Annotated in this window: 25 protein-coding genes; 2 read left to right on the forward strand and 23 right to left on the reverse strand. The window is 62.4% G+C overall.

The genetic code is table 11. The features are described from left to right. Positions 1-282: 282 nt before the first annotated feature. A complete protein-coding gene (locus tag DD235_RS12900; protein WP_109062498.1) occupies positions 283-903 on the forward strand; it encodes a LemA family protein in 621 nt (206 codons plus the stop codon). Then, a complete protein-coding gene (locus tag DD235_RS12905) occupies positions 903-1,802 on the forward strand; it encodes a TPM domain-containing protein (RefSeq protein ID WP_109062499.1) in 900 nt (299 codons plus the stop codon). Before DD235_RS12900 ends, DD235_RS12905 begins: the two co-directional genes overlap by 1 nt. Positions 1,803-1,893: 91 nt before the next feature. On the opposite strand, the gene DD235_RS12910 is transcribed toward DD235_RS12905, so the two are convergent. The 23 genes from DD235_RS12910 to tolQ form a co-directional block, all read right to left on the reverse strand. After that, complete coding sequence (locus tag DD235_RS12910; RefSeq protein WP_109062500.1) at positions 1,894-3,183, reverse strand: NCS2 family permease; 1,290 nt, start codon at positions 3,181-3,183, stop codon at positions 1,894-1,896. Positions 3,184-3,256: 73 nt separating this feature from the next. Then, the gene (gene pgi, locus DD235_RS12915) at positions 3,257-4,825 is read right to left on the reverse strand and encodes a glucose-6-phosphate isomerase (RefSeq protein WP_109062501.1); all 1,569 of its coding nucleotides are present in this window, start codon (positions 4,823-4,825) and stop codon (positions 3,257-3,259) included. 11 nt (positions 4,826-4,836) lie between these two features. Beyond that, positions 4,837-5,556: a monofunctional biosynthetic peptidoglycan transglycosylase gene (gene mtgA / locus DD235_RS12920; RefSeq protein ID WP_109062502.1), complete on the reverse strand. Its 720-nt coding sequence runs from the start codon at positions 5,554-5,556 to the stop codon at positions 4,837-4,839. Between the two features lie 20 nt (positions 5,557-5,576). Beyond that, a complete protein-coding gene (gene aroE / locus DD235_RS12925; RefSeq protein ID WP_109062503.1) occupies positions 5,577-6,461 on the reverse strand; it encodes a shikimate dehydrogenase in 885 nt (294 codons plus the stop codon). Beyond that, positions 6,458-7,360: an energy transducer TonB gene (locus tag DD235_RS12930; RefSeq protein WP_109062504.1), complete on the reverse strand. Its 903-nt coding sequence runs from the start codon at positions 7,358-7,360 to the stop codon at positions 6,458-6,460. The genes aroE and DD235_RS12930 overlap by 4 nt, the downstream gene beginning before the upstream one ends. Positions 7,361-7,403: 43 nt before the next feature. After that, on the reverse strand, positions 7,404-9,296 hold the full coding sequence (locus DD235_RS12935) for a ribonuclease catalytic domain-containing protein (protein ID WP_109062505.1): 1,893 nt from the start codon (positions 9,294-9,296) through the stop codon (positions 7,404-7,406). 30 nt (positions 9,297-9,326) lie between these two features. Next, positions 9,327-10,763, reverse strand: coding sequence for a UDP-N-acetylmuramate:L-alanyl-gamma-D-glutamyl-meso-diaminopimelate ligase (gene mpl, locus DD235_RS12940; RefSeq protein ID WP_109062506.1), 1,437 nt, complete (start codon positions 10,761-10,763; stop codon positions 9,327-9,329). Between the two features lie 5 nt (positions 10,764-10,768). Continuing rightward, positions 10,769-11,209 carry a YbhB/YbcL family Raf kinase inhibitor-like protein gene (locus DD235_RS12945; protein WP_109062507.1) on the reverse strand — a complete coding sequence of 147 codons (441 nt, stop codon included), beginning with the start codon at positions 11,207-11,209 and terminating at the stop codon, positions 10,769-10,771. Between the two features lie 11 nt (positions 11,210-11,220). Then, positions 11,221-12,159, reverse strand: coding sequence for a carbohydrate kinase family protein (locus DD235_RS12950; protein ID WP_109062508.1), 939 nt, complete (start codon positions 12,157-12,159; stop codon positions 11,221-11,223). 12 nt (positions 12,160-12,171) lie between these two features. Further along, positions 12,172-13,248, reverse strand: a complete 1,077-nt coding sequence (locus DD235_RS12955) for a zinc-ribbon and DUF3426 domain-containing protein (protein ID WP_109062509.1) — start codon at positions 13,246-13,248, stop codon at positions 12,172-12,174. 14 nt (positions 13,249-13,262) lie between these two features. Further along, the gene (prmA, locus tag DD235_RS12960) at positions 13,263-14,177 is read right to left on the reverse strand and encodes a 50S ribosomal protein L11 methyltransferase (protein ID WP_109062510.1); all 915 of its coding nucleotides are present in this window, start codon (positions 14,175-14,177) and stop codon (positions 13,263-13,265) included. A 30-nt stretch (positions 14,178-14,207) separates the two neighbouring features. Next, the gene (gene accC, locus DD235_RS12965; protein WP_109062511.1) at positions 14,208-15,554 is read right to left on the reverse strand and encodes an acetyl-CoA carboxylase biotin carboxylase subunit; all 1,347 of its coding nucleotides are present in this window, start codon (positions 15,552-15,554) and stop codon (positions 14,208-14,210) included. An 8-nt stretch (positions 15,555-15,562) separates the two neighbouring features. Continuing rightward, on the reverse strand, positions 15,563-16,009 hold the full coding sequence (gene accB / locus DD235_RS12970; protein ID WP_109062512.1) for an acetyl-CoA carboxylase biotin carboxyl carrier protein: 447 nt from the start codon (positions 16,007-16,009) through the stop codon (positions 15,563-15,565). 86 nt (positions 16,010-16,095) lie between these two features. Then, positions 16,096-16,539, reverse strand: a complete 444-nt coding sequence (gene aroQ, locus DD235_RS12975) for a type II 3-dehydroquinate dehydratase (protein ID WP_109062513.1) — start codon at positions 16,537-16,539, stop codon at positions 16,096-16,098. A gap of 69 nt (positions 16,540-16,608) precedes the next feature. Beyond that, positions 16,609-17,172, reverse strand: coding sequence for a TlpA family protein disulfide reductase (locus DD235_RS12980; protein ID WP_109062514.1), 564 nt, complete (start codon positions 17,170-17,172; stop codon positions 16,609-16,611). Beyond that, positions 17,169-17,978 (reverse strand): ABC transporter ATP-binding protein, encoded by an 810-nt coding sequence (locus DD235_RS12985; protein ID WP_109062515.1) that lies wholly within the window; start codon positions 17,976-17,978, stop codon positions 17,169-17,171. The genes DD235_RS12980 and DD235_RS12985 overlap by 4 nt, the downstream gene beginning before the upstream one ends. A gap of 77 nt (positions 17,979-18,055) precedes the next feature. After that, positions 18,056-19,117, reverse strand: coding sequence for a FecCD family ABC transporter permease (locus DD235_RS12990; protein WP_109062516.1), 1,062 nt, complete (start codon positions 19,115-19,117; stop codon positions 18,056-18,058). A gap of 8 nt (positions 19,118-19,125) precedes the next feature. Further along, the gene (gene ybgF, locus DD235_RS12995) at positions 19,126-19,794 is read right to left on the reverse strand and encodes a tol-pal system protein YbgF (protein WP_109062517.1); all 669 of its coding nucleotides are present in this window, start codon (positions 19,792-19,794) and stop codon (positions 19,126-19,128) included. 149 nt (positions 19,795-19,943) lie between these two features. Continuing rightward, the gene (gene pal, locus DD235_RS13000) at positions 19,944-20,456 is read right to left on the reverse strand and encodes a peptidoglycan-associated lipoprotein Pal (RefSeq protein WP_109062518.1); all 513 of its coding nucleotides are present in this window, start codon (positions 20,454-20,456) and stop codon (positions 19,944-19,946) included. Between the two features lie 53 nt (positions 20,457-20,509). Beyond that, positions 20,510-21,826 (reverse strand): Tol-Pal system beta propeller repeat protein TolB, encoded by a 1,317-nt coding sequence (tolB, locus tag DD235_RS13005; RefSeq protein ID WP_109062519.1) that lies wholly within the window; start codon positions 21,824-21,826, stop codon positions 20,510-20,512. 21 nt (positions 21,827-21,847) lie between these two features. Further along, positions 21,848-22,975, reverse strand: a complete 1,128-nt coding sequence (gene tolA, locus DD235_RS13010) for a cell envelope integrity protein TolA (protein WP_109062520.1) — start codon at positions 22,973-22,975, stop codon at positions 21,848-21,850. Positions 22,976-22,994: 19 nt separating this feature from the next. Next, entirely contained in the window at positions 22,995-23,450 is a 456-nt protein-coding gene (gene tolR, locus DD235_RS13015; protein WP_109062521.1) for a protein TolR, read from the reverse strand. Beyond that, positions 23,450-24,127 carry a protein TolQ gene (tolQ, locus tag DD235_RS13020; protein ID WP_109062522.1) on the reverse strand — a complete coding sequence of 226 codons (678 nt, stop codon included), beginning with the start codon at positions 24,125-24,127 and terminating at the stop codon, positions 23,450-23,452. Before tolQ ends, tolR begins: the two co-directional genes overlap by 1 nt. Positions 24,128-24,163: the final 36 nt, after the last annotated feature.

A 24,163-nucleotide genomic window follows, 5' to 3' on the forward strand; every position in this document is an offset into this window, starting at 1 on the left:
TTGATTGTTTGAGGCTATAGGTTTTTTCAAGAGGATAGGGGATGAAATCCTTGCCAAAAGTGCACAGTCTTGTGCCCACCATACATGAAATCACCATGGTCTTCCATCCTGAAAGTCATGCAAACTCCTTTCGGATCAATGAATTGAATATGATTTAAGGTTGCCGGCCTCACGTGTCGGCAAGTGCCTGACACTTCCTGTCTTGGCCCGTGACCATGGAAACTGCTTTAATGTCAGGAGCTCTGTTTGTCCTCATTTCTCGACTTCTTTGGAAAACCATCGATGAAACGCTACTTGTCCCTTCTTGGTGCCTTGCTGTTTGCCTCGTTGCTGTCGGGCTGCGGCTACAACGCCATTCAGTCCGCAGACGAACAGGTCAAGGCTGCCTGGTCCAATGTGCTCAACCAGTATCAGCGGCGTGCCGACCTGGTGCCCAACCTGGTCAGCACCGTCAAGGGGTACGCCAGCCATGAACAGCAGGTCTTGACGCAAGTGACCGATGCACGTGCGCGGGTCGGTTCGATCAACATCACGGCTGATCAGCTCGACGACCCCCAACAGATGCAGCGTTTCCAGCAGGCCCAGGGCGAACTGTCTTCGGCCCTGTCGCGCCTGCTGGTCGTGAGCGAAAACTACCCGCAGCTCAAGGCTGATGGCCTGTTCCGGGATCTGATGACGCAGCTTGAGGGCACCGAGAACCGCATTGCCGTGGCACGCGAACGCTATGTCAAGGCGGTACAGGACTACAACGTGCTGGTGCGCAGCTTCCCCGAAGTGCTGACTGCCAAAGTGCTGGGGTATGCGCCCAAGGCCAACTTCAGTGTCGAGAACGAGGCGGCCATTTCGCAGGCCCCCAGCGTTGACTTCGGTGCGCCTGCGCAGGGCACGGCCGGGGCGCAGTAATGGTGGTCGCTGCTACGTGCTGCATAGGCGGTGCAAGATTGTTGCATCGTCATGTGTTGCGATATCTGGCACTGGCCTGCTGGATACTGGCCAGCCTGTTGCCGGTGCAGGCGGCGGAAGTTCCGTTGCCTGATTTGCAGGGCCGGGTGACAGACCTGACGGATACCCTGACGCTCGCGCAACGCCAGCAGCTTGATGCCTCGCTGGTCGGTCTCGAACAGCGCAAGGGGGCGCAATTGGTGGTGGTGCTGGTGCCGACCACGGGCAGTGACACGATCGAGCAGTATGCCGTGCGCCTGTTCGAACAGTGGCAAATCGGGCGCAAGGATGTGGACGATGGCATCCTGCTGCTGGTGGCCAAGGACGACCGCGCTGTGCGTATCGAGGTTGGCTACGGGCTGGAGGGCGCGGTCACGGACGCCCAGAGTGGCCGCATCATCCGGGAGCAGATCGTGCCACGCTTTGCCGAGGGCCAGTATGACGCCGGCATTGTGGCGGGGGTCGATGGCCTGACCCGGCTCATTGAGGGCGAGGCATTGCCACCGCCGGCAGCGCCTGCCAAATCCGGGGCCGACGAGGGCATGGGCGAGGCCTGGTTGGCGTTGCTGATGTTCCTGCTGGTCCTGCCGGCATGGGCAGGTGGTTTGATCGGTGCGCTGGCCGGATGGTTGCTGGCCGGCAACTGGCTGTTTGCGGCAGGTGGTGCCGTGGCCGGATTTCTGGTCAGTGCACTGATTGGCAAATCCGGCCTGCGCCAGCATATCCGCAAGAGCGCCGGCAGAGGCGGCGCACCGGGTGGCTGGCGTGGCGGTATGGGCCGGGGCGGCGGCCGTTCTTCAGGTGGCTTTCGGGGCGGTGGTGGCCGCAGTGGTGGCGGAGGTGCTTCGGGGCGCTGGTAAGCCGCTGGTAAGTGATGCCACGGTGATGCCCCCGGTTTGTTCTCCCCTGATGTTGAATACCGCGTCAACATCAGGGGGCTGTGGTATCCCGTCAGTCGAAGAAAGCGTAGCGCGCCACGAACAGCAAGGCGACCAGCCAGGCCGCAGCATGCACTTCGCGGAAACGGCCAGTGGCAGTCTTCAGCACGACATAGCTCACAAAGCCAAAGGCCAGGCCCGTGGCGATTGAGTAGGTGAAGGGCATCGCCAGGGCTGTCAGGGCCGCCGGGGTGGCCTCGGTCACATCATTCCAGTCGATCTCGATCAGTTCGCGCATCATCAGGCCTGCCACGTACAGCAGGGCCGGGGCCGTGGCATAGGCAGGCACCGAACTGGCGAGCGGGGCGAAGAACAGGGCCGCCAGGAACAGCAGGGCCACGACCAGTGCGGTCAGACCGGTTCGACCACCAGCCTGCACGCCCGAGGCGCTTTCCACATAGGCCGTGGTGCTGCTGGTGCCCATCAGCGAGCCGACGGTAATGGCTGTGCTGTCGGCAAACAGGGCGCGACCCAGGCGGTTGCTGCGGCCGGGCTCCAGCAGGCCGGCCCGCTTGGCCACGCCGGTCAGGGTACCCGTGGCGTCAAAGACCTCCACCAGCACCAGCACCAGCAGGACCTGCACGATGCCGGCATTGAAGGCCCCGACGATATCAAGTTGCATGAAAGTGGGGGCGATGCTGGGAGGGGCTGCGACAATACCCTGGAAGCTGTTGTAGCCCAGCAGGATGCTGAGCACCGTGACCACCAGAATGCCGATCAGGATGGCACCCCGCACGCGCAGCGCATCCAGCGCGGCGATCAGGAAAAAGCCCAGAATGGCCAGCAAGGGTTCGTGGTGGCGCAGGTTGCCCAGCGTGACCTTGGTGACGGGATGGTCGACCACGATCTGGGCACTCGACAGGGCGATGATGCCCAGGAACAGACCGATCCCGGCCGCGATGGCGCTGCGCAGAGAGGTCGGGATGCCGGCCAGCAGCCAGGCGCGTACGCCGGTTACGGTCAGCACGATGAAGATCAGGCCGGAGATGAACACGGCTCCCAGCGCCTGCTGCCAGGTGAAGCCCAGTACGCCTACGACGGTGAAAGCGAAAAAGGCGTTCAGGCCCATGCCCGGTGCCATGCCGATGGGCCAGTTCGCAACCAGGGCCATGATGATCGAGCCCAGGGCCGCCGCCAGGCAGGTCGCCACGAAAACGGCATCCTTGTCCATGCCGGTCGATGAAAGAATATCGGGATTGACGAAGATGATGTAAGACATCGTCAGGAAGGTCGTGATGCCGGCGGTGACTTCCGTGCGGAAGTTGGTGCCGTGGTCACGCAGGCCGAACAGTTTTTCCAGCATGATGGATCCAGGATAGGTGAGTGGTTGATGCTCAATGCGTGGCATGACCTGATCTGTAGGCCATGCTGTCGTATCAGGAGAGGGTATCGATCCAGTGCCGGGTCGAGGCATCGTGCTCGGCGGCAGGCGTGGCACCTGCCCACTCTTGCAGGATGCGGCTGGCCAGGTTTTTGCCGAACTCGACACCCCATTGGTCAAAGGGATTGATGCCCCAGATCAGCGCCTGGACAAATATTTTATGCTCATACAGTGCCAGGAGTGCGCCCAGCGTATAAGGACTCAGGCGTGGCAGTACGATCAGGCTGGAGGGCCTGCCTCCTGTGTGTGTCTTGTGTTGCGCCAGCCAGGCCTGTCGCTGTGGATCATCGGGGGCCAGCGTATGTGCTTCGGTCAGTGCGTCTTCGTACGACTTGCCGCGCAGCAGTGCTTCGCGCTGGGCCAGGCAATGGGCCAGCAACTGCTGGTGGTGGCCGGGCCAGCGGTGATCGGCATGCTGGCAGACGATGAAGTCCGTCGGTGCACCATCGCTGCCCTGGTGCAGCCACTGGAAGAACGTATGCTGTGCGTCGGTGCCCGGCATGCCCCATACGGCGGGCCCGGTGGCGACCTGCACGGCCTGGCCGCCGATATCGACCGACTTGCCCAGCGACTCCATCTCGAGCTGTTGCAGGTAGGGCACCAGATAGAACAATCGTGAATCATAGACCGCCAGATTGAGGGATCCATACCCCAGCACACTGCGGTTGGCGATGCCTGCGAGTGCCATCTGCACGGGGGCATTGCTGACTGGTGGAGCCTGCAGGAAATGCTGATCCATTGCTGCTGCGCCCGCCTGCATGCCGGAGATCACGTCGGTGCCCACAGTCAGTGCGGCCGACAGGCTGACGGAGGACCAGAGCGAGAAACGCCCGCCGACCCATTCCCAGAAGGGAAAGATGTGCGCGCTCGGGACGCCGAAGTCCTGGGCCCGCTGCGGCTGGGCGGTGATGGCGACCAGTTGCTGCTCGGGATGCGGGACATCGGCGGCGCGCATCCACTCCAGGGCACGTCGGGCATTCTCGAGCGTTTCTGCCGTGGCGAATGATTTCGATGCCACCACGACCAGGGTCTGGTGCGGGTCCAGCCCGGCCAGGCCGCCTTCGATCGCATGGCCGTCGATATTGGAGACGAAGCGGATCTGTCGCCAGACGCCAGTGTTGCCGAATGCCGCCACCGCCAGCCGGACGCCCCAGTCGCTGCCGCCGATGCCGATGTGCACGATATTGCGCCAGCGCCGTTCTGTATCGGCACGGTGGACGAAGTCCAGCATGTGCTGACGCGCCTGCACGACCTCGGCGATGGGAGCAGGGGCTCGCAGCATGGTGTGCCAGGCCGCACGTTGCTCCGTGACATTGACGGGCAGGCCTGCAAACAGCGCCTCGCGGGCCTGCTCGAAACCGCGTACGGTCAGCAGGTCGCTGGCCGCTTGATCGAGAGCGGGAGAGAGCGGCTGGGCGCTGACATCGATGTGCAGGCTTGCAGCAGGCAGGATGCGCAGCATTTCCGCATGACGGTGGGTCTGCCCGGTGGCGCTCACGAAAGCCTGCCATTCGGGCAGTGTGGTGAGTTCGGGTGGATGGGGCAGCGGAGAGGGAGACGTCATGATGGTTCTGATTAAGGAATATCGACCATGCGCATGCGTTGCTGCAGCGTGGCAGTACGCCCGTTCAGGTAGCGGGTATTGCGATGCTGGTCGTAGTAGCGCGGGTTGGGCAGCATGGCTGCCAGCCGGGCTGCCTGGGCGCTGCTCAACTGTGCGGCGCTGGTGCCAAAATAGTGCCGTGCAGCCGCCTCGGCACCAAAGATGCCGTTGCCCCATTCAGCCACATTGAGATACAGCTCCAGGATGCGCTCTTTGTCCATGACGTGCTCGATCATATAGGCCAGTATCATTTCCTGGGCCTTGCGCAGATAACTGCGGGTGCCCGAGAGAAACAGGTTCTTGGCCAGTTGCTGCGTGATCGTCGAGCCGCCGCGAACGCGTGAACTGCCATCTTCACGCTGCTGGCGGTTGTAGTCCCAGGCCTTGCGGATGGCTTCCCACTCGATGCCGCCATGCTGCATGAAATTGGCATCTTCGGCGGCAATCACGGCACGCTTGAGCGATGCACTGATCCGATCGTAATCGACCCAGCGGTATTGCAGTTCGGCGTCGGGGCGCTTGTCGCGCAGGATATCGAGTTGCTCCTGCATGATGGGCGTGCGTGCGGGCGTTTTGTATTGGTACCAGATGACCTGGGCAAAGAACCAGAACTGGGCCAGCAGAAACAGGCATGCCAGCGCCATCAGTGCCAACATGATGCGGTGCAGCCATGGATGCCGAATGCCTGTCATGGCAGGTGCCTGTGTCCGGCTCAGGTGCGGGCGGCCGACCAGGTTGCACGCATGGTTTCAAGCGTGGCCTGTGTATCCGGGCGCAGTCCGTGCCAGAGGTAGAAGCTCTCGGCAGCCTGTTCGATCAGCATGCCCAGTCCGTCGGCGCAACGTGCCGCGCCATGAATGCGGGCTACGCGCATGAAGGGTGTGTCTTCCGGGCCGTAGACCATGTCGTAGGCCAGGCTGTCGGGGCGGTAGATATCAGGAGGCAACTCGGGGGCCTGCCCCTGCAGGCTGCTGGCAGTGGCATTGATCACGATATCCCAACTGCCTGTGCCGGCGCTGAGCAGGTTGCCCGCCGAGAGGGCATGCTCGTCGAAATGCGCGGCAGGCAGGCCGTGGTCGGCCAGTGCACTCAACCAGTCTTCACGCAGTTCGTGTGCACGGCGTTCGGTACGGTTGACGATGTGGATATGTGCACAGCCGGCTTCCAGCAGCGGTTGCAGCACGCCTCGTGCGGCACCACCTGCACCGACCAGCAGTACTTGGGCACCGTCGAGCTGGGCATCGAGACGGGTCAGGTCACGGACCAGGCCAATGCCGTCCGTATTGCACCCATGTAGCAGGCCATTCTGGAGCCACAGCGTATTGACTGCACCGGCAGCAGCGGCGCGTGCGCTCAGGATCTGGCTCAGAGCATAGGCCTCCTGCTTGAAAGGTACCGTGACGTTTAGGCCCAGGCCGCCCTGTTCAAAGAAGGCGGGCATGACCGTTCCGAACTCATCGGGCTCGGCAAGGATTTTGTCGTATTCCAGCGTACGCTGCGTCTGGGCAGCGAACAACTGATGGATGTCCGGGGAACGGCTGTGCGCGATCGGATTGCCGATCACGGCATAGCGGGCAATGGTCGGAAAGTCGGTCATTCGGTAGCCTGCATGTGGAGCGTATCGTTGGTGAAGCGCCAGGTGCGTGTGATGGCGAGTATATCGGTTTCGCGTGCCAGCTCGGGTGGCAATGGCGGGAAGGGGGCTGCCAGTTGCACGATCCGTCGCGCCGCCTGGTTAAGGGCCCCATTGCGGGCCGGCTGATCGATGCGGATATCTTCCAGGCTGCCGTCGGCACGGATGAAAACCGTGGCCTGCAGGACGCCGTAGAGCCTGCCCTGGTTCCCGGTCGGGTAATGACGGGTGCCGATGTCTTCCATGCGACTGCGCCATTGCTCCACGTATTCAGCATAAGGCCAGGGCGATACTGCCGGTGCATAGATATGTGTGCGTGGCTGGCGAGTATAGGTCTGGACCTGTTCCGAGAGTGCCGCAATGCGGGCTGTGCGCAACTGCGCCTCCTGATCCTGCTCATCCTGGCCTGGACGATCGGCTTCGGGCCAGGGGTAAGTCTCGGGGCGAGCCTGAGCCACGCTTTGTTCGGATTCGAGTACGGTCAGCAGTTGTTGTTGCATCGCTTCCAGCTCGGCCTGGCGCTTGCGCATGGCGGCCAGCACGATATCGTCAGCCGAGGGGGCGGTGCGAGGCAGTGGTGAGCGTGCCATGCCTTGTTCACCATCACCGCCGCCGTCGAGGGCGGCCTGTCCCAGCGCCTGGGCCTGCAAGGGTTCGGTATCAGTACTGGCGTTGACGAGAGCGACCTCAAGCATGGGGGCCATCTGCGGCGTACGCGACATTGACCCGAAATGCAGGGTCAGGGCCACGCCATGCAGCAGCAACGAGAGACCAATACCGATATGCAGATATCGGCTACTGGCAGGTGTGGCGCGTAGCCAGTTCAGAGACTGGCGCGAGGGGGCGGGGCGCAGGGCATTCACCCTGCGGATTTTAGTGTAAGTCTGGCACCTGGGTGAATTGCACTCAGGATTCCTGCGGAATCGCTTCCAGGTAACGGCAGTCCAGTGTCAGATTGATCTCGTCCTGCCCCAGGATCTCGATTTCGATCTGTTGGCCGCGAGCCAGTTCTGGCATGCCGTTGATTTCCACCACCAGGGGGGCGATCTCAAGTCGTGCCAGGTTGTCGCGGATGAAGCTGGCCCGACAGCGGGTGATGTTTTGTTGCTTCAGCCAGCGCAGGCACCAGTAACGCTCCATGGTGCGCTGGAAGTCCGAGATGGCGGTGTATTGACCATCGAAAGCGCTGATCAGTGCATACAGATCGGCATCGCGAGGTTTGTAGGGGGCGACCAAGCGTGCCGAGATGCCGTGCTCGGCTGCTGCCAGCAACTGTTGCTGGTTGACCAGGTCGACATAGCGCCGCAGCGGCGATGTGGACCAGATGTATTGCTTGACGCCGATGGCTTCATGCGGGAGCGCCTGGGTGCTCATGCGCACGCGTCCCATCTGCTGGGAACGATAGATGCCGGGTACGCCGTGCTGGTCGAGCAGTGCTCCCCACTGGCTGTTGGCCAGGATCATGTATTCGGCCACCATCCGGTCCAGCGGCGCGTCCCGGCGGCGTGGTACCAGATTGACCGGTGTATCGGGATCGTCGGCGGGGCCGTCGAGTTCGAAACTGTACTCGACCCGGTTATTGCCTTCTGGCTTGCCTCGTATTTCATCGCGTTTGCGCGAGAGTGCCAGCGCCAGTTTCCAGAGCGGCAGCAGCCAATGCGCGTAGGGCAGTGTCGGGTCTTCGGCCGCCAGGCGCTCCGGGGTGATGTCCGCATCCAGATGGTTGTGGCGCAGATTCTCCCGGACCTGGATCCGTTCGAGACGGGTCGTTGTTTCCAGGATGTCGCCAGTTTCCGGATTGGCTGTGACGTACAGCGAGAGTGCCGGTACCGGACGCCCCGCATCAAGGGAAAAGGCTTCGATCAGCCCAGGTGGCTGCATCGGGATTTTCTGACCAGGCATGTACACGGTGGACATGCGCTGGCGGGCGATTTCGTCGAGGGTGCTGCCGCGCGTCACGGCCAGCGCCGGTGCTGCGATATGGACACCGACGCGGATGTTGCCATCGGGCAGGACCGAGACCGAAAGTGCGTCATCGATCTCGGTTGTGCTGACATCATCGACCGAATAGGCTTCGACATCCGCCTCGGGCAGTGTGTCGGGCAGCTCGGGCATCGTGACTTCGGCAAAGCCGGTTCCTTTGGGGAACTGTTGCGCCAGGAAGCGGAATCGCATCAGTGCCAGTGGGTGAGGCCATGCGCCCAGCTGCAGCAGCAACTGATCCGGTGTTTTGCCGGTCTGCTGGCAGGCTGCATCCAGCGCCTTCCACTGCAGGCTGTTCTTGTCAGGACGTAGCAGGAGCGATGGCGCGACCTCGGCAATCTCCGGCGGTAGCGTGCCCGTCGTCATGGCATCGGTCCACGCTTGCTGCTGCTCGGCCTGCAGACGTTTTTTCTCGATCGCGGCCAGTGCGGCCTGAAGTATGTCCGGTGGTGCCGGACGGTAGCGGCCCTTGCCGCGCCGATGGAAATAGGCAGGCGCGCTGTGCAGGCGCAACAGCAGTGTGGCTTGGTCCAGAGCACTGGGTGCATGACCGAAATAGTCCTGGGCCAGTGCAGCCACGTCGAACTCTTCCTGGGGGGCACACTCCCACAGAAAATCCAGATCAATCGCTTCTGCCGCAGACTGGGCCTGTGTCAGCAGGCTGTCGGGATCGGGCGCTGCGAATTCCATGACGACATTGTTGCGCTTGATCTTGCTGCGCTTGCCGCTGGCGGCTTCGACCTGCAGGCTGGAATCTGCCTCGGACAGGATGCGCCCGCCCTTGAAACTGCCATCTTCTTCGTAAAGTACGTACATTGAAACTCGGATCTGGATTGCTTGGAAAAATCAGGGCGAAGGGGTCGCGGTTGCAGTATGCGAAGGCTGGCTGCCGGGAATCACAGGGTCGAGCGCGGCCAGCAGCCGTTCATGCACTCCACCGAAACTGCCGTTGCTCATGACCACGACATGGTCTCCGGGGCGTGCCTGTGCCGCTACGCTGTGTACCAGGGCGTCGATGTCGCTGTAAGCAGTGGCGCGTGAGCCCAGCGGAGCCAGTACGGTAGCAGGATCCCAGCCCAGTGCATGCCTGCCCTGGGTTTCGCCGTAGCAGAACACCAGGTCGGCGCCTCCCAGCGCGGCAGGCAGGCGTTGCGCCATGGTACCCAGCTTCATGGTATTCGAGCGGGGCTCCAGGACGGCCAGGATACGTGCCGGGCCGACCTTATGGCGCAGTCCTGCCAGCGTGGTGGCGATGGCCGTCGGGTGATGGGCAAAGTCATCGTATACGGCAATGCCACGCACTGTGCCGCGCAACTCCATGCGGCGCTTTACGCCACCGAAGCTGCTCAGGGCAGTGATGGCAGTGTCGGGCGCGACGCCGACATGCTCGGCGGCGGCCAGTGCGGCCAGCGCATTCATGCGATTGTGAGCGCCGGTCTGCGACCAGGTGATGCGACCGACTGGCTGGCCGTCACGGAATACATCGAAATGATCCTGCTCATCCGGTTCGCCTGCCTGCCAGCCGGCAGGGCTGTCGAGCAGACGTGTGCCGGACCAGCAGCCTCGCGCCAGGACGCGTTCCAATGCGGCGTCGTGCGCCGGATGAATAATGCGGCCACTGGCAGGGAGGGTGCGTACCAGATGGTGGAACTGGGTTTCGATGGCCTCCAGATCGGCAAAGATGTCGGCGTGGTCGAATTCCAGATTGTTCAGGATGGCCGTGCGAGGCCGGTAATGCACGAATTTGGAGCGTTTGTCGAAGAATGCTGTGTCGTATTCGTCAGCCTCGATGACGAACAGGGGGCGGGCCTGCCCTGCTGCAGGTTGCGACTGACCCAGCCGGGCCGAGACTTCCAGCCCTGGTGCGATGCCGCCGATCAGGAATCCAGGCTGCAGGCCGCATTGTGACAGCACCCAGGCCAGCATTGAACTGGTCGTGGTCTTGCCGTGGGTGCCGGCAACTGCCAGCACATGCCGGCCCTGCAGCAGATGTTCGCCGAGCCATTGGGGGCCCGAGATATACGGGGCACCCGACTCGAGGATGGCTTCCATCAGCGGATTGCCGCGCGACACGACGTTGCCGATGATATAGAGATCGGGCTTCAATGCCAGCTGGTCGGGGGCAAAACCTTCGATCAGTTCGATGCCCTGTTCCTGCAACTGAGTGCTCATGGGGGGGTAGACGCCGGCATCGCAGCCGGTCACGCGATGGCCCGCTTCGCGGGCCAGCAACGCCAGTCCACCCATGAATGTGCCGCAAATGCCGAGGATATGAAGATGCATGGCCTTTACCGATCCGGGAAGGGGCGAACGAGCTTGCCTCCACCCAGGAAGTTGCCTTCTGCGTCCAGTGCTTCCACGGTCCATTGGTAGCGCTTGGTTCCTTCGTCAATGCAGGGACCGGTGTATTCAAATGCCCCGCGCGTGATGGCGACCCGTCCGTAACGTCCGGTATAGTCGATTTCAGCGCTACTGTTTTCCGACGGCGTCATGGCGTTGACCATGGTGAAACGCAGCCTCTGCGTGCCACTCGGTACGTTTCGGATCGAAAAAAGCGGCGACGCCGTGTCTCCGCAGGCAGCGGTATCGCTCCACGAGAATGAGATGTCCAGCACCTGGTAGCGGGCTTCTGCCGCTTCGCGTTGCTCGACGGTCTTGCAGGCCGCCAGGGCGGATACCAGCAGCAGGGGGACGGCAAGCCGGCGCAGTGCGACAACGGGCAATGTCATGCTGTATCTCCTCAGGACAGGGTCAGTCCGTACTGGGCCAGAAGCGTGTCGGCAATTTCGCTGCGTGAAGGCGTGTGGTTCTGCGGACCGCGCGAGGCGATTTTGATGGCTCCCATCACATTGGCGAGTTTGCAACTGTCTTGCCAGCTCCAGCCTTCGACCAGGCCATAGAGCAGACCACCGCGATAGGCGTCGCCGCACCCGGTCGGGTCAACGACCTCGGTGGCCGCCACGGGCGGGATATGATATTCCTGGCCTTGCGTGATCAGGCGCGAACCATCGGCACCGAGCGTGACCACTACGGCCTGCAGGCCTTTGGCAATATCTGTCAGCGACCTGCCTGTGCGTTGTTCCACCACGCGGGCCTCATAGTCATTGACCGTCAGGGCCTGGGTCAGCGTCAGCATGCGTTCAAGGTCCGCGCCGTCGAACAACGGCATGGCTTGGCCCAGATCGAAAATGAAAGGCGTGCCTTCGGCGTGCAGGCGCTCTGCATGCGCGAACATGCCTTCTTTTGCGTCGGGCGCGACGATGGCCCAGCGTGCGCCGCTGCCCGAGACATCGTTCTGGGCGGAAAACTCCATGGCACCGGGGTGGAAAGCCGTGATCTGGTTATCGTCCAGGTCATTGGTGATGAAGCACTGGGCAGTGAATGTGTCCGACTGGATCTTCAGCAGACGGGTGTCGATCCCCAGGTTGCGAAAACGCTCCAGATAGTCACCGGCATCTTCGCCGATGGTCGCGGCCGGCAGCGGTGTACCGCCCAGCAATTTGAGGTTGTAGGCTACATTGCCGGCACAGCCACCGAATTCCTTGCGCATTGATGGCACGAGGAAAGACACACTCAGGGCATGGATGCTGTCGGGCAGGATATGATCCTTGAAACGGCCGTTGAAGATGGCGATCGTATCGAAGGCCATGGAGCCACAAATCAGTACAGTCTTGGTCATATCTGCAGTGTGCTATGGAAAGAAAAGTTCGAGCCGGTAGCCGCTCACGGTCAGGTCGTCCAGCGTCAGCGGGATCGACAGGTCCAGGCTGCTCATGGCAGCAAAGGGCCGGGACAGCCGGTCAGGTGGCAGATAGTCGGCAGGCAACAGCGCCTTGCGGGCCACTATGGTATCTGAAAAATCTGTCAGGCTCAGGAAGATACCCGGCCAGGGCTGTGGCGAATGATGACCGTTGCGCAACCGCAGGTTCAGATCGAGCCTATGCTGTTCGCCCGGCAGCGTCAGTTGGCGGGAGCCGTCCGGAGCGGCTGGCGTGGCGGTTTGCAGCGACGAGGACACGATCTGCAACTGGTCAGGATGTCGCAGGTAACCAACCTTGCAGCCCAGTGGGTCGCACAGGCGTTCGATCACACCGCGCACTGCAGGGTGCCATGAGGCAATCCAATCGCGCTGTTGCCAGAACAGTTGCAGCAGCATAAGGGCCAGCGCCAGCACACACAGCACCGTCCAGAGTCCCTGATGGTGGCGCTGCCGGTTTTGCGTGTCGTCATCCAGGAACTCGGGCAGGCCGGCACGACGATCTGTTTCATCGAGCAGGAAGCTGTCAGCGGGTGTGTCGAGCTCCGGGTCGCGGGGCGGCTCCACATAGCCTGGCGTGTCGTTCGCGCGGTCGTCGTCGTTTGTCCCTGTGGCGGGTGGGTCGCCCAGCCAGTGGCGGGGGGCGTCTTTTTCTTTTTCCCGGTCCGGAGTGATGACATGGACGGGAGTGTCCGGGTCTATTCCGGTGGAAAAATCTGCTTCTTCATGCCAGGGATCGGGCGAGGGTGTGCCACGAAAAGAAGCCTCTTCTGCCGCTACTGGCTCATCGACAGGTAACGCTGGTGCTTCGGCCTGTGATGATGGGGGGGGCTCAGAGGGCGATACGGTTTCGGTCAGTAGTGGCAGGTCGTCTGTGTCGGACAGTGACTGGCGACCATCGAACACGGTCAGGCAGGCCCCACAGCGCACCATGCCATGACGGCGAGCCAGCAGATCGGGGGTGATGCCGAAAACGGTATGACATGCCGGACACCGTGTCTGCAGGCCCATGCTCAGGCCTCGACTCAGGAACGTTGCCCGTGCAGGCAGACCCAGCCATCATGGGCACGCCAGACCGACAGGGATATCCAGGGCGCGTAGACGGCCGCCACTTCCTCGGCCTGGCGTTCGAGCACGCCGGACAGCACCAGATGACCGCCGGGGGCGACGCGGCCCGACAGCATGGGGGCAAGTACCTTGAGCGGGTTGGAGAGGATGTTGGCGATGACCAGATCGTGGGTGCCGGCCGGCAAGGCGTTGGGCAGGCCTGGAATCAGTTCGACCTGGTTGTTGAGCGCGTTGTCGCCGGTGGCCTGTACGGCCTGCTCGTCGATATCGATGGCATGCGTGGTGCCGGCCCCCAGTTTGCGGGCGGCGATGGCCAGGATGCCCGATCCGCAGCCGTAATCGAGTACGCTGGTACCCGGTTGCAGGTGCGCCACCAACCATTGCAGGCAGAGATGCGTGGTGGGATGGCTGCCGGTGCCGAAAGCCAGGCCAGGGTCGAGCTGGATGGCAATGGCATCGGGTCGGGCCTCGGCGGGCAGCGTATGCCAGCTTGGCACGATCCAGACCCGGTCACCGACCGGGATGGGGGCGAATTGCGCCTGAGTCAGTCGGACCCAGTCCGCGTCGGGCACTTCGCGCAGTTGCCAGTCCGTGCAGGATTCCGGCAGCGTGCTGCCATTTTCCTGGTGAATGCTCAATGCCTGCTCGAACAGCTGGGCCGGGTCCACGCCGTCGGGCAGCAGGGCAACGACCAGGTTGCGCTGCCAGGCATGGCTGTCGGGTTCCAGCCCCGGCTCGCCGAACAGGGGCTGTTCATCCTCTGTATCGCGGTCGGCATCCTCTACGGACACCGAAAGCGCGCCGGCCTCCAGCAACGCATCGGACAGGGCCTCGGCCTGTTGTCCGGGACAATCGAAGACCAGTTCACGCATATCGGTTTCCGTAGGGGGCTGCCATACGCCTCAATGGCGTTGCGACAGCTTTTCTTCCAGGTAGTGGATGCTGGTGCCACCTTCGATGAAGCGGGCGTCGGCCAGCAGTTCTCGGTGCAGCGGGATGTTGGTCTGGATGCCGTCGACCGCCGTTTCCGACAGGGCAATGCGCATCCGGGCCAGGGCCTGGTCACGGGTATCGCCGTAGGTGATGATCTTGGCGATCATCGAGTCGTAGTTGGGCGGCACGAAATAGCCGTTGAAAATGTGCGAGTCTACGCGCACGCCAGGGCCGCCGGGTGCGTGCCAGTTGGTGATGCGGCCGGGGCAGGGCACGAAACGCTCGGGGTCTTCCGCGTTGACGCGGCACTCGATGGCGTGACCCTTGAATACGATGTCGCGCTGGCGCAGCGTGAACTTTTCGCCGGCGGCGATCAGGATTTGCTGCTGGACCAGATCAATGCCGGTAATCAGCTCGGTGACCGGGTGCTCGACCTGGATGCGGGTGTTCATTTCGATGAAATAGAACTCGCCGTTTTCATACAGGAATTCGAACGTACCGGCACCGCGATACTGGATCTTGCGGCAGGCGTCGGCGCAGCGTTCACCGATGCGCTCGATCAGCTTGCGAGGGATGCCGGGGGCCGGTGCCTCTTCGATGACCTTCTGGTGGCGACGTTGCATGGAGCAGTCGCGCTCACCCAGCCAGACTGCGTTGCGCACGCCGTCGGCCAGTACCTGGATTTCGATATGGCGGGGATTTTCGAGAAACTTCTCGAGGTAGACCTCGGGATTGTTGAACGCCGCACCGGCTTCGGAGCGGGTCATGGCCACCGCGGTCAGCAGTGCTGCCTCGGTATGGACCACGCGCATGCCGCGTCCGCCACCACCACCGGCAGCCTTGATGATGACCGGGTAGCCAACTTCGCGGGCGATACGCTGGATTTCCTGAGGATCATCGGGCAGGGCTCCGTCGGAGCCGGGCACGACAGGTACGCCGGCTTCGATCATGGCGTGCTTGGCGCTGACCTTGTCGCCCATCAGTCGGATCGAGTCGGGACGAGGGCCGACGAACACGAAGCCGCTTTTCTCGACTCGGTCGGCAAAGTCAGCGTTCTCTGCCAGGAAACCGTATCCGGGGTGAATGGCCTCGGCGTCGGTGACTTCCGCTGCCGAAATGATGGCTGGCATGTTCAGGTAGCTGGCCGTCGCGGGAGCAGGGCCGATGCAGACCGACTCATCGGCCAGGCGGACATACTTGGCCTCGCGGTCGGCTTCGGAGTGCACCACCACGGTCTTGATGCCCAGTTCCCGGCAGGCACGCTGGATGCGCAATGCGATTTCGCCCCGGTTGGCGATCAGGAGTTTCTCGAACATACGCTTGATCAGCCGATGATGAACAGGGGCTGGCCGTACTCAACCGGGCCACCGTTTTCGACCACGATTTCCTTGATGACGCCGGACTTGTCGGCTTCGATTTCGTTGAGCAGCTTCATGGCTTCGATGATACACAGCACGTCGCCTTCCTTGACGGTCTGGCCGACTTCGACAAACGGAGGCGCTTCAGGGTTGGGGGCGCGATAGAACGTACCAACCATGGGGGCCTTGACCGCATGACCCTGCGGTGCGGCCGGCGCAGCAGGCGCTGCTGGTGCGGCGGCAGCCGGGGCTGCGACGACCGTGGTGGCCGGCTGGGCCATCATCACGGGTTGAGCAGAGGCCTGGGCGAATTTGACGATGCGGACCGTGCCATCACCTTCGGTGATTTCCAGTTCGGCGATGCCGGAGTCGGCAACCAGGTCGATCAGGGTTTTCAGTTTTCGAAGATCCATGGAGTTTCCTGAAAAATTTACAGTGTGCGGGCGGTTCGGCTGGTTGGAGCCTGGACGCCCCGGTTATACCCGTGCAGGCTGGCGGACTACGCTCGTTTCAGCGTGGCTGCGTAGCGCAGTGCCGCCATGTAGCCTTCTTCGCCCAGGCCCGCAATGACGCCGACGGCAAGGTCGGACAGATACGAGTGATGGCGGAAGGGTTCGCGCCGGTGGACGTTGGACAGGTGGACCTCGATGAAAGGGAGTTCCACTGCGGCCAAGGCGTCGCGCAAGGCAATGCTGGTGTGCGTGTAGGCGGCCGCATTGATGATGATGATATCGGTACCATCGTCGCGGGCGGCCTGTATGCGGTCGATCAGCTCTCCTTCGTGATTGCTCTGAAAGGTCAGGACCTCGACGCCCAGCCCCTGGCCCAGCTCGACCAGCTTGCGGTCGATATCCGCCAGGGTCGTGCTGCCATAGATTTCAGGCTGGCGACGGCCCAGCATATTCAGGTTGGGGCCGTTCAGGATGAGGGCGCGTTTGGGCATTGAAATCCGAAAACCTGTCGATGAGGGGCGTTTTTACTGCCAAATGACGTCTTTTGTCCAGCAGAAGCGTCAGGAATGCGTCGATTCAGGAGTCATGCCCGATAGTGTAGCAGCCAGATCGCTGGGGTTGATTTCGCCGATGATGGCGCGATTCAGGCTGCCGTCGGCATTGAGGACCAGCGTGAAGGGCAGGCCACCGATGGGATTGCCCAGCGTGCGCATCAGGTCCGTGCCGCCGGGGCCGGCCAGCAGGATCGGGTAGGTCACCGGGACTTTTTGCAGGAAGGCCCGGATGTTGTCTGCCGAGTCGATGCCGATGCCAACCATGCGAACACCTGGATGCTGTTGTTGCAGTCGCTCGAGATCAGGCATTTCGCGTACACAGGGGGCACACCAGGTCGCCCAGAAGTTGATGACGATGGGCTGTCCTATCCATTGGCGGACCTGCTGGCCTTGTGCGTCGAGATCCTGGAATTCACGTACGGTCAGGGCACCCAGCGCATCAGGTTGTGGGGTCTCGGGCATTGGGGTGGCCGCGACAGGTGTATTGATCCCTGTGCTGGGTTGCAGGTAGAAGAACAGCAGGCCGGCGGCTGCGATTGCGAGCAGTGCCGGGATCAGCAGGCGTTTCATGACGACTGACTCCCTGGATGTGAACCGTGCGCCGTATCCAGCGCATCGATCATGACATGGGGGAAACCGTGGCTGCAGCGCTCGACACGGGCCTGCACGCCGTAGACGGTACGCAGCGTTTCGCTGGAAATCACGTCGGCTGAAGGACCGTCCGTCAGCAGTTTACCCTGATGCAGCATCAGGGCATGATCGGTATGGCGCAGGGCGATATTGATATCGTGCAGGACAATGACCGTGATCAAGCCGTGCGCTTGTGTTTCCTGATGAAGCAGATCCATGACGTGGAACTGGTAGTTCAGGTCGAGCGCAGACAGGGGTTCATCGAGCAGCAGCACACGTGGCCTGCGGATCAGGGCCTGGGCCAGTCCGACCAGCTGTTTCTGGCCTCCTGACAACTGATCCAGGTAAGCTGAGGCGAGATGGGCGATACCCAGGCGCTCCAGCAACGCTTCGACGGCGTCCAGGTCGGGCCGGTGCGTGGCCTGGGCCTGTGCGTGAGCTGCCACCAGGACCGATTCGAATACGCGCAAGTGTACCGAGGCTGGCAGCGATTGCGGCAGATAGACGACATGGCGCGCGCGTTCGGCAAAACTGGCGTGTGTCAGGTCCTGGGTGCCGAGACGGATGTTGCCGGAGACGGTGCGGACCAGTCCTGCCAGTGCCTTGAGCAATGTGGATTTGCCGCTGCCATTGGGGCCGAGCAGTGCGGTGACACGGCCAGCCTCGATGGGCTGGGCCGTCAGACCGTCGATGATACGGCGTCGGCCATAGGCGACGGAAAGATCATCGACCGACAGGGCTGACATCGGAGTGGCGGGCGCGGCAGACCCGATGGCCGGGGTTATTTCGGGAGAAGAAACGGACATGGCGGTTCGATGCTGGATCAGGGCAGCCTGCGTCGCAGCACGACGGCAAGGAAGAAGGGGATGCCGACCAATGCAGTGACGATGCCGACCGGTACGATGGAGCCCTCGACAATGTTCTTGGAGGCGACGGAAGCCATCGACAGGATTAGTGCACCCGTCAGCGCGCTGCCTGGCAGGTAGAAGCGATGGTCTTCGCCGAACAGCCTGCGGGCGATATGCGGTGCGACCAGGCCGATGAAGCCGATCGTGCCGACAAAAGAGACGGCCAGGGCCGACAGCAGGCTGATGCGCGCCAGCGTGCCCAGGCGGACTCGGCCCAGATCGATACCGAAACTGGCGGCACGATCCTCGCCCAGGCGCAGCGCGGTCAGCTTCCAGGCATTGCGCAGCGAGAGTGGCAGGATCAGTGCCAGCACCAGCGTCAGGGCTCCGACCTTGGCCCAGGTCGACCGCGACAGACTGCCCATGGTCCAGAACACCAGACCTTGCAGTGCCTCTGCGCTGGCGATGTACTGCATCAGCGACACCAGGGCATTGAAGGAGAACACCAGCGCAATGCCGAACAGCACCACGCCGGAGGCACTCATGCCGCCCCAGCGCGCCACGGCATCAAGCAGCAACGCTGAAATGACGGCAAAGACGAAAGCATTGAGCGTGATGAACCACTCGGGCGGCAGTCCGGGAATGCCGATGTTCAGCACGATGGCCAGCGAGGCACCGAAGGCCGCAGCGGAGGACAGCCCCAGCGTGAAGGGGCTGGCCAGCGGGTTGTTCAGGATGGTTTGCATCTCGGCACCGGCCAGACCCAGCGCCATGCCGACGATCACGGCCATCAGCGCCGAAGGCAGGCGGATATCCCAGACAATGACGTGGATGGGGTTGCCGGCACCATCACCGGGGTGCAGCAGTGTGTCGATCAACTGGCCCAGAGGCAGGCCCGTGGCTCCCATCGTGAAATCCAGCAGCAGTGCGCCGATGATTGCCAGCGTCATGCCCAGCAGCATGACCACGCGCCGGCGGGTCATACTGCGATATAGAACGGAAGAGGAGACTGAATGAGATTCTTTTGCCGGTGCCATGCTGCGGATTATCGCAGAAGTTGCAACCGGTTGTTTGCCGTTTCGGCCGCGGGTGTGCCTGGATATTCGCGCACGATGCGTTGCAGCGAAGTCTTGGCAGCGGCATAGTCGCCAAGTTCGATCTGGCTGCCTGCAATGACCAGCAGTGCGTCAGGTGCCCGCGGGTTGGTCGGCGCACTCTTGAGCATGGCGTCCAGGGACTCGATGGCAGCCTTGTAGTCCTTGAGCGCGTAGTGGCTGCTGCCCAGATAGAAACGGGCCAGTGGCTCCAGTGCGCTGCTTGGATAGAGTGCAGTGAACGCTGTCATGAGTTCCGCGGCTTCGCGGTATCGGCCATTGCGGAAATGGTCGATGGCGTCATCGTAGGCTTGTTGTTCCTGCTCGTCGCTGACGCGCGGTGTGCCATCGTCAGGGGGGGCATTGCGAGCAGAGGCCTGTGCGGCTTGCTGGTCCAGGTGCTCAACCTGATTGCGCAGGCGGGTGATCTCCTGGCGCAGGTTCTCGATCTGGTCTGCCAGTTGCAGGCGTGCGCGCTGGTTCTGTTCTGTCATCTGCTGGATCTGCTGGCGCAGTTCGAGAATAGCGCGACGCGATTCGTCATCGGCGAATGCATGGGCCTGCAGAGGCAGGATGGCCAGCAGGGCTGCGGCCAGGACGGAACGAGAGAATAGGCGCATACGGATACTCCAGTCATGACAATGCCGGCGAATTGCCAGGATGCATCGGCATTCATTTTACAGGCACGCAAGAATGAATGCCGATGCACCCGGGGTCCGCCGGCGGTTTGCGTGCGCTGGCCTTGCGACCAGCGCACATTGCGCGAAAATCAGCGCTGATAGTTGAAGTCGGTACGACGGTTTTCCGCGTAGTCGGCTTCGGTGTTGCCCAGCGCCTTGGGCTTTTCCTTGCCGAAGCTGATGGCTTCGACTTGCGCATCGTTCACGCCCAGCAGGGTCAGCGTGCGGCGCACGGCTTCGGCGCGGCGCTGGCCCAAAGCCAGGTTGTATTCCGTACCGCCACGCGCATCGGTATTGCCTTCCAGACGAACCCGTTGCTGCGGGTTGTTGGTCAGGTAGCGGGCATGCAGTTCGACCATGTCGCGGTATTCGGGTTCGACGACATAGCTGTCGAAGCCGAAATAGACAGAGCGCTGCTGTGCAAGGGGGCTTTGCGGATTGAACGGGTCCAGGATCTGACCCGAGCTGGCGCCGGCACCCGTGCCGCTGCCGGATGTGCCAGAGCCATTGGCGGCCTGGTCATCCAGCGATACCGTGCTGCAAGCTGCCAAAGCAGAAGCCAACACAGTGAGGGAGGCAAGTTTGGCAAGACGAAATTTCATGATGGTTCCTTACTGATGAAGGGTCGAAGGTTTATTGATTGATGCACAAATTGTCAGTTGTTGGGGAAAGGTCCCCAGGTCGGTTCGCGCACTTCACCGTTCAGAACGGACAGGGTCTGACGAACCCGGCCATCGCTCGATACGGCGGCAAGCACACTGCGCCCACCTAGCGACGCAGCATAAATGATTTGCATGCCATTGGGGGCAAAACTGGGGGAAAGATCATCGCGACCATTCGTCAGCAATGTTTCCTGATTTGTCGCAAGATCCAGTGATGCGATGCGGAAATCACCGTTTCGCCGTGCAACGTAGAGCAACGTGTTGCCATCCGGTGAGATGCGTGGCGAGATGTTGTAGTTGCCATTAAACGTCAGTCTCTGGGCGTTGCCGCCATCGAGGCTGGCGCGGTAGATCTGCGGGCTACCGCTGCGGTCGCTGGTGAATATGATGGAACGACCATCGGGCGTGAAGACGGGTTCTGTATCAATTCCACCAGATTGGGTTACACGTTGCAGGCCCGAGCCATCGCTGGAGTTGATGGTGTAGATCTGGGACAGGCCATCCCGGGTCAGTACCACGGCCAGGCGACTGCCATCAGGGGACCAAGCCGGAGCACTGTTGTTGCCCTTGTAGTTGGCGACCGGCACGCGTTGTCCGGTGGACAGGTTGTGTGCATAGACGACGGGTTTGCCCGATTCGAAGCTGACATAGGCCAGACGCGTACCGTCGGGCGACCAGGTCGGCGAAATGATCGGTTCGCGCGAACGCAGTGCAACCTGCGGGTTCTGGCCGTCGGCATCGGCGATCTGAAGTTCGAAGGTATTGCCCTGCTTGAGCACGTAGGCCAGTCGGGTCGAAAAGACACCTCGGACGCCCGTGATCTTTTCATAGATGCGGTCGGCGATCTGGTGGCTGATGCGGCGCAGTTGTTGTGCCGTACCCGAGAAGGCCACGCCGTCGAGTTGATCCTGCAGGATGGTGTCGGCCAGACGATAGCGGATGTCGTAGCGGGCATCGGCTCCCAGGCTGATGCTGCCGTAGGCAATGCTATCGGCACCACGGTTGCGCCATTCGGCATAGTCAGGCGGCGTATCGGCAGACAGCGTGGCACCGCCGGTGCCGATCAGTCGGAACTGGCCGGTGCGCGTCAGGTCAGCACGGATCACTTCGGTCATGGCGGTGCCTTCGGCACCGGCACCACCAAAGTCGGCAATGGCGATCGGATATTGCGTGGCACCCGTGCCGGAAATGTCGACACGCAGTTGCGCCTGCGCCGGGGTCATGCTGGCGAGGCCGAACAAGGCCGCCGCGCCGGCTGCGCGAGCCCAGCCTGTCGGGGCGTAACGAACGCCTGTGGTGGCTTTTATCATGATGGTGTGCACTCCGAAAGGTTAGTCGTACATTCTATACACAACGTCGATGGACGAAGGATACCGTCCTGACGGGGGCCTTGGGAACGGCGAGCAGCGGCGGATACCGGTTTCGACAGCGCGGTCGAACACCTGGTTGCCGGACGAGCGTGCCAGGGCCAGATTGGTGACCTGGCCACTGCTGTCGAGTTGTACCCGGAATTGCGCAACCGGATTGTTGGATCCGGTGCGCGCCGGCGAGGCGAACGAGACGCCGGGCTGTATGCAGGCGCGAACCTGTCCTGCATAGCCGGCATCATTTTGGCCGCCCGCCTGGTTGCGGTCGGCGGTGCCGCCAGGAATACCCGCAGCGCCCGTAGCGTCGGCACGCATGCTGTCGCGCAGTTGCTGCATGCGGGCTTCCTGCTCGCGCCGTGCCGCCTCTTCGCGGGCGCGGCGCTCGGCGGCTGCCTTGTCCTGGGCGGCCTTGCGCTCTGCAGCAGCCTTCTCAGCCGCCGCTTTCTCAGCCGCTGCTTTCTCGGCTGCGGCTTTGTCTGCTGCCGCCTTGCGTTCGGCTTCTGCCTGCTCGCGCTGGCGCTGTTCTTCCTGGCGTTTCTGGCGCTCTTCCTCGGCCTGCTTGCGCTCCTGCTCGATTTTTTCGCGCTCGGCGCGCTCCGCAGCCTGACGCTCCTGTTGCAGACGCTGCTGCTCCTGGCGTTCCTGGTTGCGGCGCTCCTGCTCGCGGCGTTGCTGTTCAGCCTGGCGACGTTCTTCTTCCTGCTTGCGGGCTTCTTCCTTGCGCTTTTCCTCGAGCGCGATCTCCGGATCGGGCTGCGGATCCGGCCGGACATCGGGCGTTGGCTGTGGCACTGGCTCCGGTTCTGGTGGAGGCTCGGGACGCGGTTCGGGCCGGGCCGGTTCGGTCGGCGTCGGCACGGGCTTTTCCGGTTCCGGCACTGGCTCAGGGGCGTTATCGGGCGAGTTGCCGTCGGCCCAGAGGGTGATCTGTACCGGATTGGGATCGTTGGGTGTGCTGAGCATCGTGCCCAGCCAGATGACCAGGACCAGCCCGAGGTGCACGCCCAGAGATTGCAGCAGGGCGCGGCGGCTATCCTCGTGCCGGGGGGGCTCGATATGGTCTGACTGGGAGGGGTGGTTATCGCGGGACATGGCTGCAGGAGCCTCCGTGTCAGGGGCGGCGTTGGCCGGGGGCGTGTTCGCTCTTCTGGTCGACCAGCAGGCCGAGCTGGCTGACACCGCTGCGGCGCAGGTCGTCCATCACCTTCATGACAGTTTCATAGGGTACTTTGCCATCGGCAGCGATCACCACGGGTTGTTCAGGCTGCAGCCGGGCCAATACCGTGGCAGTCAACTGGTCGGCGGCTACCTGCTCGGTTGCGCCGCCGGTATCCCGGTCGCGCACGGCAAATGCCCCTTTTTCATCGATCTGCACTTCAAAGGGCTTGCGAGGAATGCTTTCCGCCTGGCCGACTGTGGGCAGATTGATCAGACCGGGGGTGACCAGTGGCGCGGTCACCATGAAGATCACCAGCAATACCAGCATCACGTCGATATAGGGCACGACGTTGATCTCGTTTTTGATGCGCCGCTGGCCGCGGCGGCTGCCCGCACGTATCGAAGACATCAGCGCACCTGGCGTTGCAGAATGTTGAGGAACTCTTCGGAAAAGCTTTCAAAGCGGATCGACAGGCGATCGACGGCATGCGTGAAACGGTTGTAGGCGACCACGGCCGGGATGGCGGCAAACAGGCCAATGGCGGTGGCGATCAGGGCTTCCGCAATACCAGGTGCTACCGAGGCCAGCGAGGCTTGCTGCACATTGGCCAGGCCGACAAAGGCGTGCATGATGCCCCAGACCGTGCCGAGCAGGCCGATGTAGGGGCTGACCGAGCCTGCCGATGCCAGGAAATTCAGGCGCGACTCAAGCTCGTCGACTTCGCGTTGGTACGCGGCCGTCATGGCACGACGGGCACCGTCGAGCGGCGCGTGGGGATCGGACGTGGATTTGTTGCGAGCCTTCAGGAATTCGGTCATGCCGGCATCGAAAATGCGCGCCAGCGGGCCATGCTCGTCGCGTTGGCGGCTGATGGATTGCTGGAGCATCGACAGGTCGCCACCCGACCAGAAGTCCTTCTCGAAGCGTCGTGTCTGCGCGTCGGCATCCTTGATGGCGCGGTGCTTGCTGAAGATATAGGTCCATGAAACGACCGATATGGCCACCAGCAACAGCATCACCAGCTGTACAGGCACGCTGGCCTGCAGCACCAGCGAAAGAATCGACATATCGTGTGTGGCTTCCATGATGGGGAGGTATTCCTCGATCGAGAGCGGTTCGTG

The sequence above is a fragment of the Corticimicrobacter populi genome (genome assembly GCF_003123725.1).
Lineage (GTDB): Bacteria > Pseudomonadota > Gammaproteobacteria > Burkholderiales > Burkholderiaceae_B > Corticimicrobacter > Corticimicrobacter populi.

What these genes read in the sequence shown, in the direction of transcription:
- DD235_RS12900 (WP_109062498.1), top strand. Translation starts at nt 283, where the DNA reads ATGAAACGCTACTTGTCCCTTCTTGGTGCCTTGCTGTTTGCCTCGTTG.
- DD235_RS12905 (WP_109062499.1), top strand. Translation starts at nt 903, where the DNA reads ATGGTGGTCGCTGCTACGTGCTGCATAGGCGGTGCAAGATTGTTGCAT.
- DD235_RS12910 (WP_109062500.1), bottom strand. Translation starts at nt 3,183, where the DNA reads ATGCTGGAAAAACTGTTCGGCCTGCGTGACCACGGCACCAACTTCCGC.
- pgi (WP_109062501.1), bottom strand. Translation starts at nt 4,825, where the DNA reads ATGACGTCTCCCTCTCCGCTGCCCCATCCACCCGAACTCACCACACTG.
- mtgA (WP_109062502.1), bottom strand. Translation starts at nt 5,556, where the DNA reads ATGACAGGCATTCGGCATCCATGGCTGCACCGCATCATGTTGGCACTG.
- aroE (WP_109062503.1), bottom strand. Translation starts at nt 6,461, where the DNA reads ATGACCGACTTTCCGACCATTGCCCGCTATGCCGTGATCGGCAATCCG.
- DD235_RS12935 (WP_109062505.1), bottom strand. Translation starts at nt 9,296, where the DNA reads ATGTACGTACTTTACGAAGAAGATGGCAGTTTCAAGGGCGGGCGCATC.
- mpl (WP_109062506.1), bottom strand. Translation starts at nt 10,763, where the DNA reads ATGCATCTTCATATCCTCGGCATTTGCGGCACATTCATGGGTGGACTG.
- DD235_RS12945 (WP_109062507.1), bottom strand. Translation starts at nt 11,209, where the DNA reads ATGACATTGCCCGTTGTCGCACTGCGCCGGCTTGCCGTCCCCCTGCTG.
- DD235_RS12950 (WP_109062508.1), bottom strand. Translation starts at nt 12,159, where the DNA reads ATGACCAAGACTGTACTGATTTGTGGCTCCATGGCCTTCGATACGATC.
- DD235_RS12955 (WP_109062509.1), bottom strand. Translation starts at nt 13,248, where the DNA reads ATGGGCCTGCAGACACGGTGTCCGGCATGTCATACCGTTTTCGGCATC.
- prmA (WP_109062510.1), bottom strand. Translation starts at nt 14,177, where the DNA reads ATGCGTGAACTGGTCTTCGATTGTCCCGGACAACAGGCCGAGGCCCTG.
- accC (WP_109062511.1), bottom strand. Translation starts at nt 15,554, where the DNA reads ATGTTCGAGAAACTCCTGATCGCCAACCGGGGCGAAATCGCATTGCGC.
- accB (WP_109062512.1), bottom strand. Translation starts at nt 16,009, where the DNA reads ATGGATCTTCGAAAACTGAAAACCCTGATCGACCTGGTTGCCGACTCC.
- aroQ (WP_109062513.1), bottom strand. Translation starts at nt 16,539, where the DNA reads ATGCCCAAACGCGCCCTCATCCTGAACGGCCCCAACCTGAATATGCTG.
- DD235_RS12980 (WP_109062514.1), bottom strand. Translation starts at nt 17,172, where the DNA reads ATGAAACGCCTGCTGATCCCGGCACTGCTCGCAATCGCAGCCGCCGGC.
- DD235_RS12985 (WP_109062515.1), bottom strand. Translation starts at nt 17,978, where the DNA reads ATGTCAGCCCTGTCGGTCGATGATCTTTCCGTCGCCTATGGCCGACGC.
- DD235_RS12990 (WP_109062516.1), bottom strand. Translation starts at nt 19,117, where the DNA reads ATGGCACCGGCAAAAGAATCTCATTCAGTCTCCTCTTCCGTTCTATAT.
- ybgF (WP_109062517.1), bottom strand. Translation starts at nt 19,794, where the DNA reads ATGCGCCTATTCTCTCGTTCCGTCCTGGCCGCAGCCCTGCTGGCCATC.
- pal (WP_109062518.1), bottom strand. Translation starts at nt 20,456, where the DNA reads ATGAAATTTCGTCTTGCCAAACTTGCCTCCCTCACTGTGTTGGCTTCT.
- tolB (WP_109062519.1), bottom strand. Translation starts at nt 21,826, where the DNA reads ATGATAAAAGCCACCACAGGCGTTCGTTACGCCCCGACAGGCTGGGCT.
- tolA (WP_109062520.1), bottom strand. Translation starts at nt 22,975, where the DNA reads ATGTCCCGCGATAACCACCCCTCCCAGTCAGACCATATCGAGCCCCCC.
- tolR (WP_109062521.1), bottom strand. Translation starts at nt 23,450, where the DNA reads ATGTCTTCGATACGTGCGGGCAGCCGCCGCGGCCAGCGGCGCATCAAA.
- tolQ (WP_109062522.1), bottom strand. Translation starts at nt 24,127, where the DNA reads ATGGAAGCCACACACGATATGTCGATTCTTTCGCTGGTGCTGCAGGCC.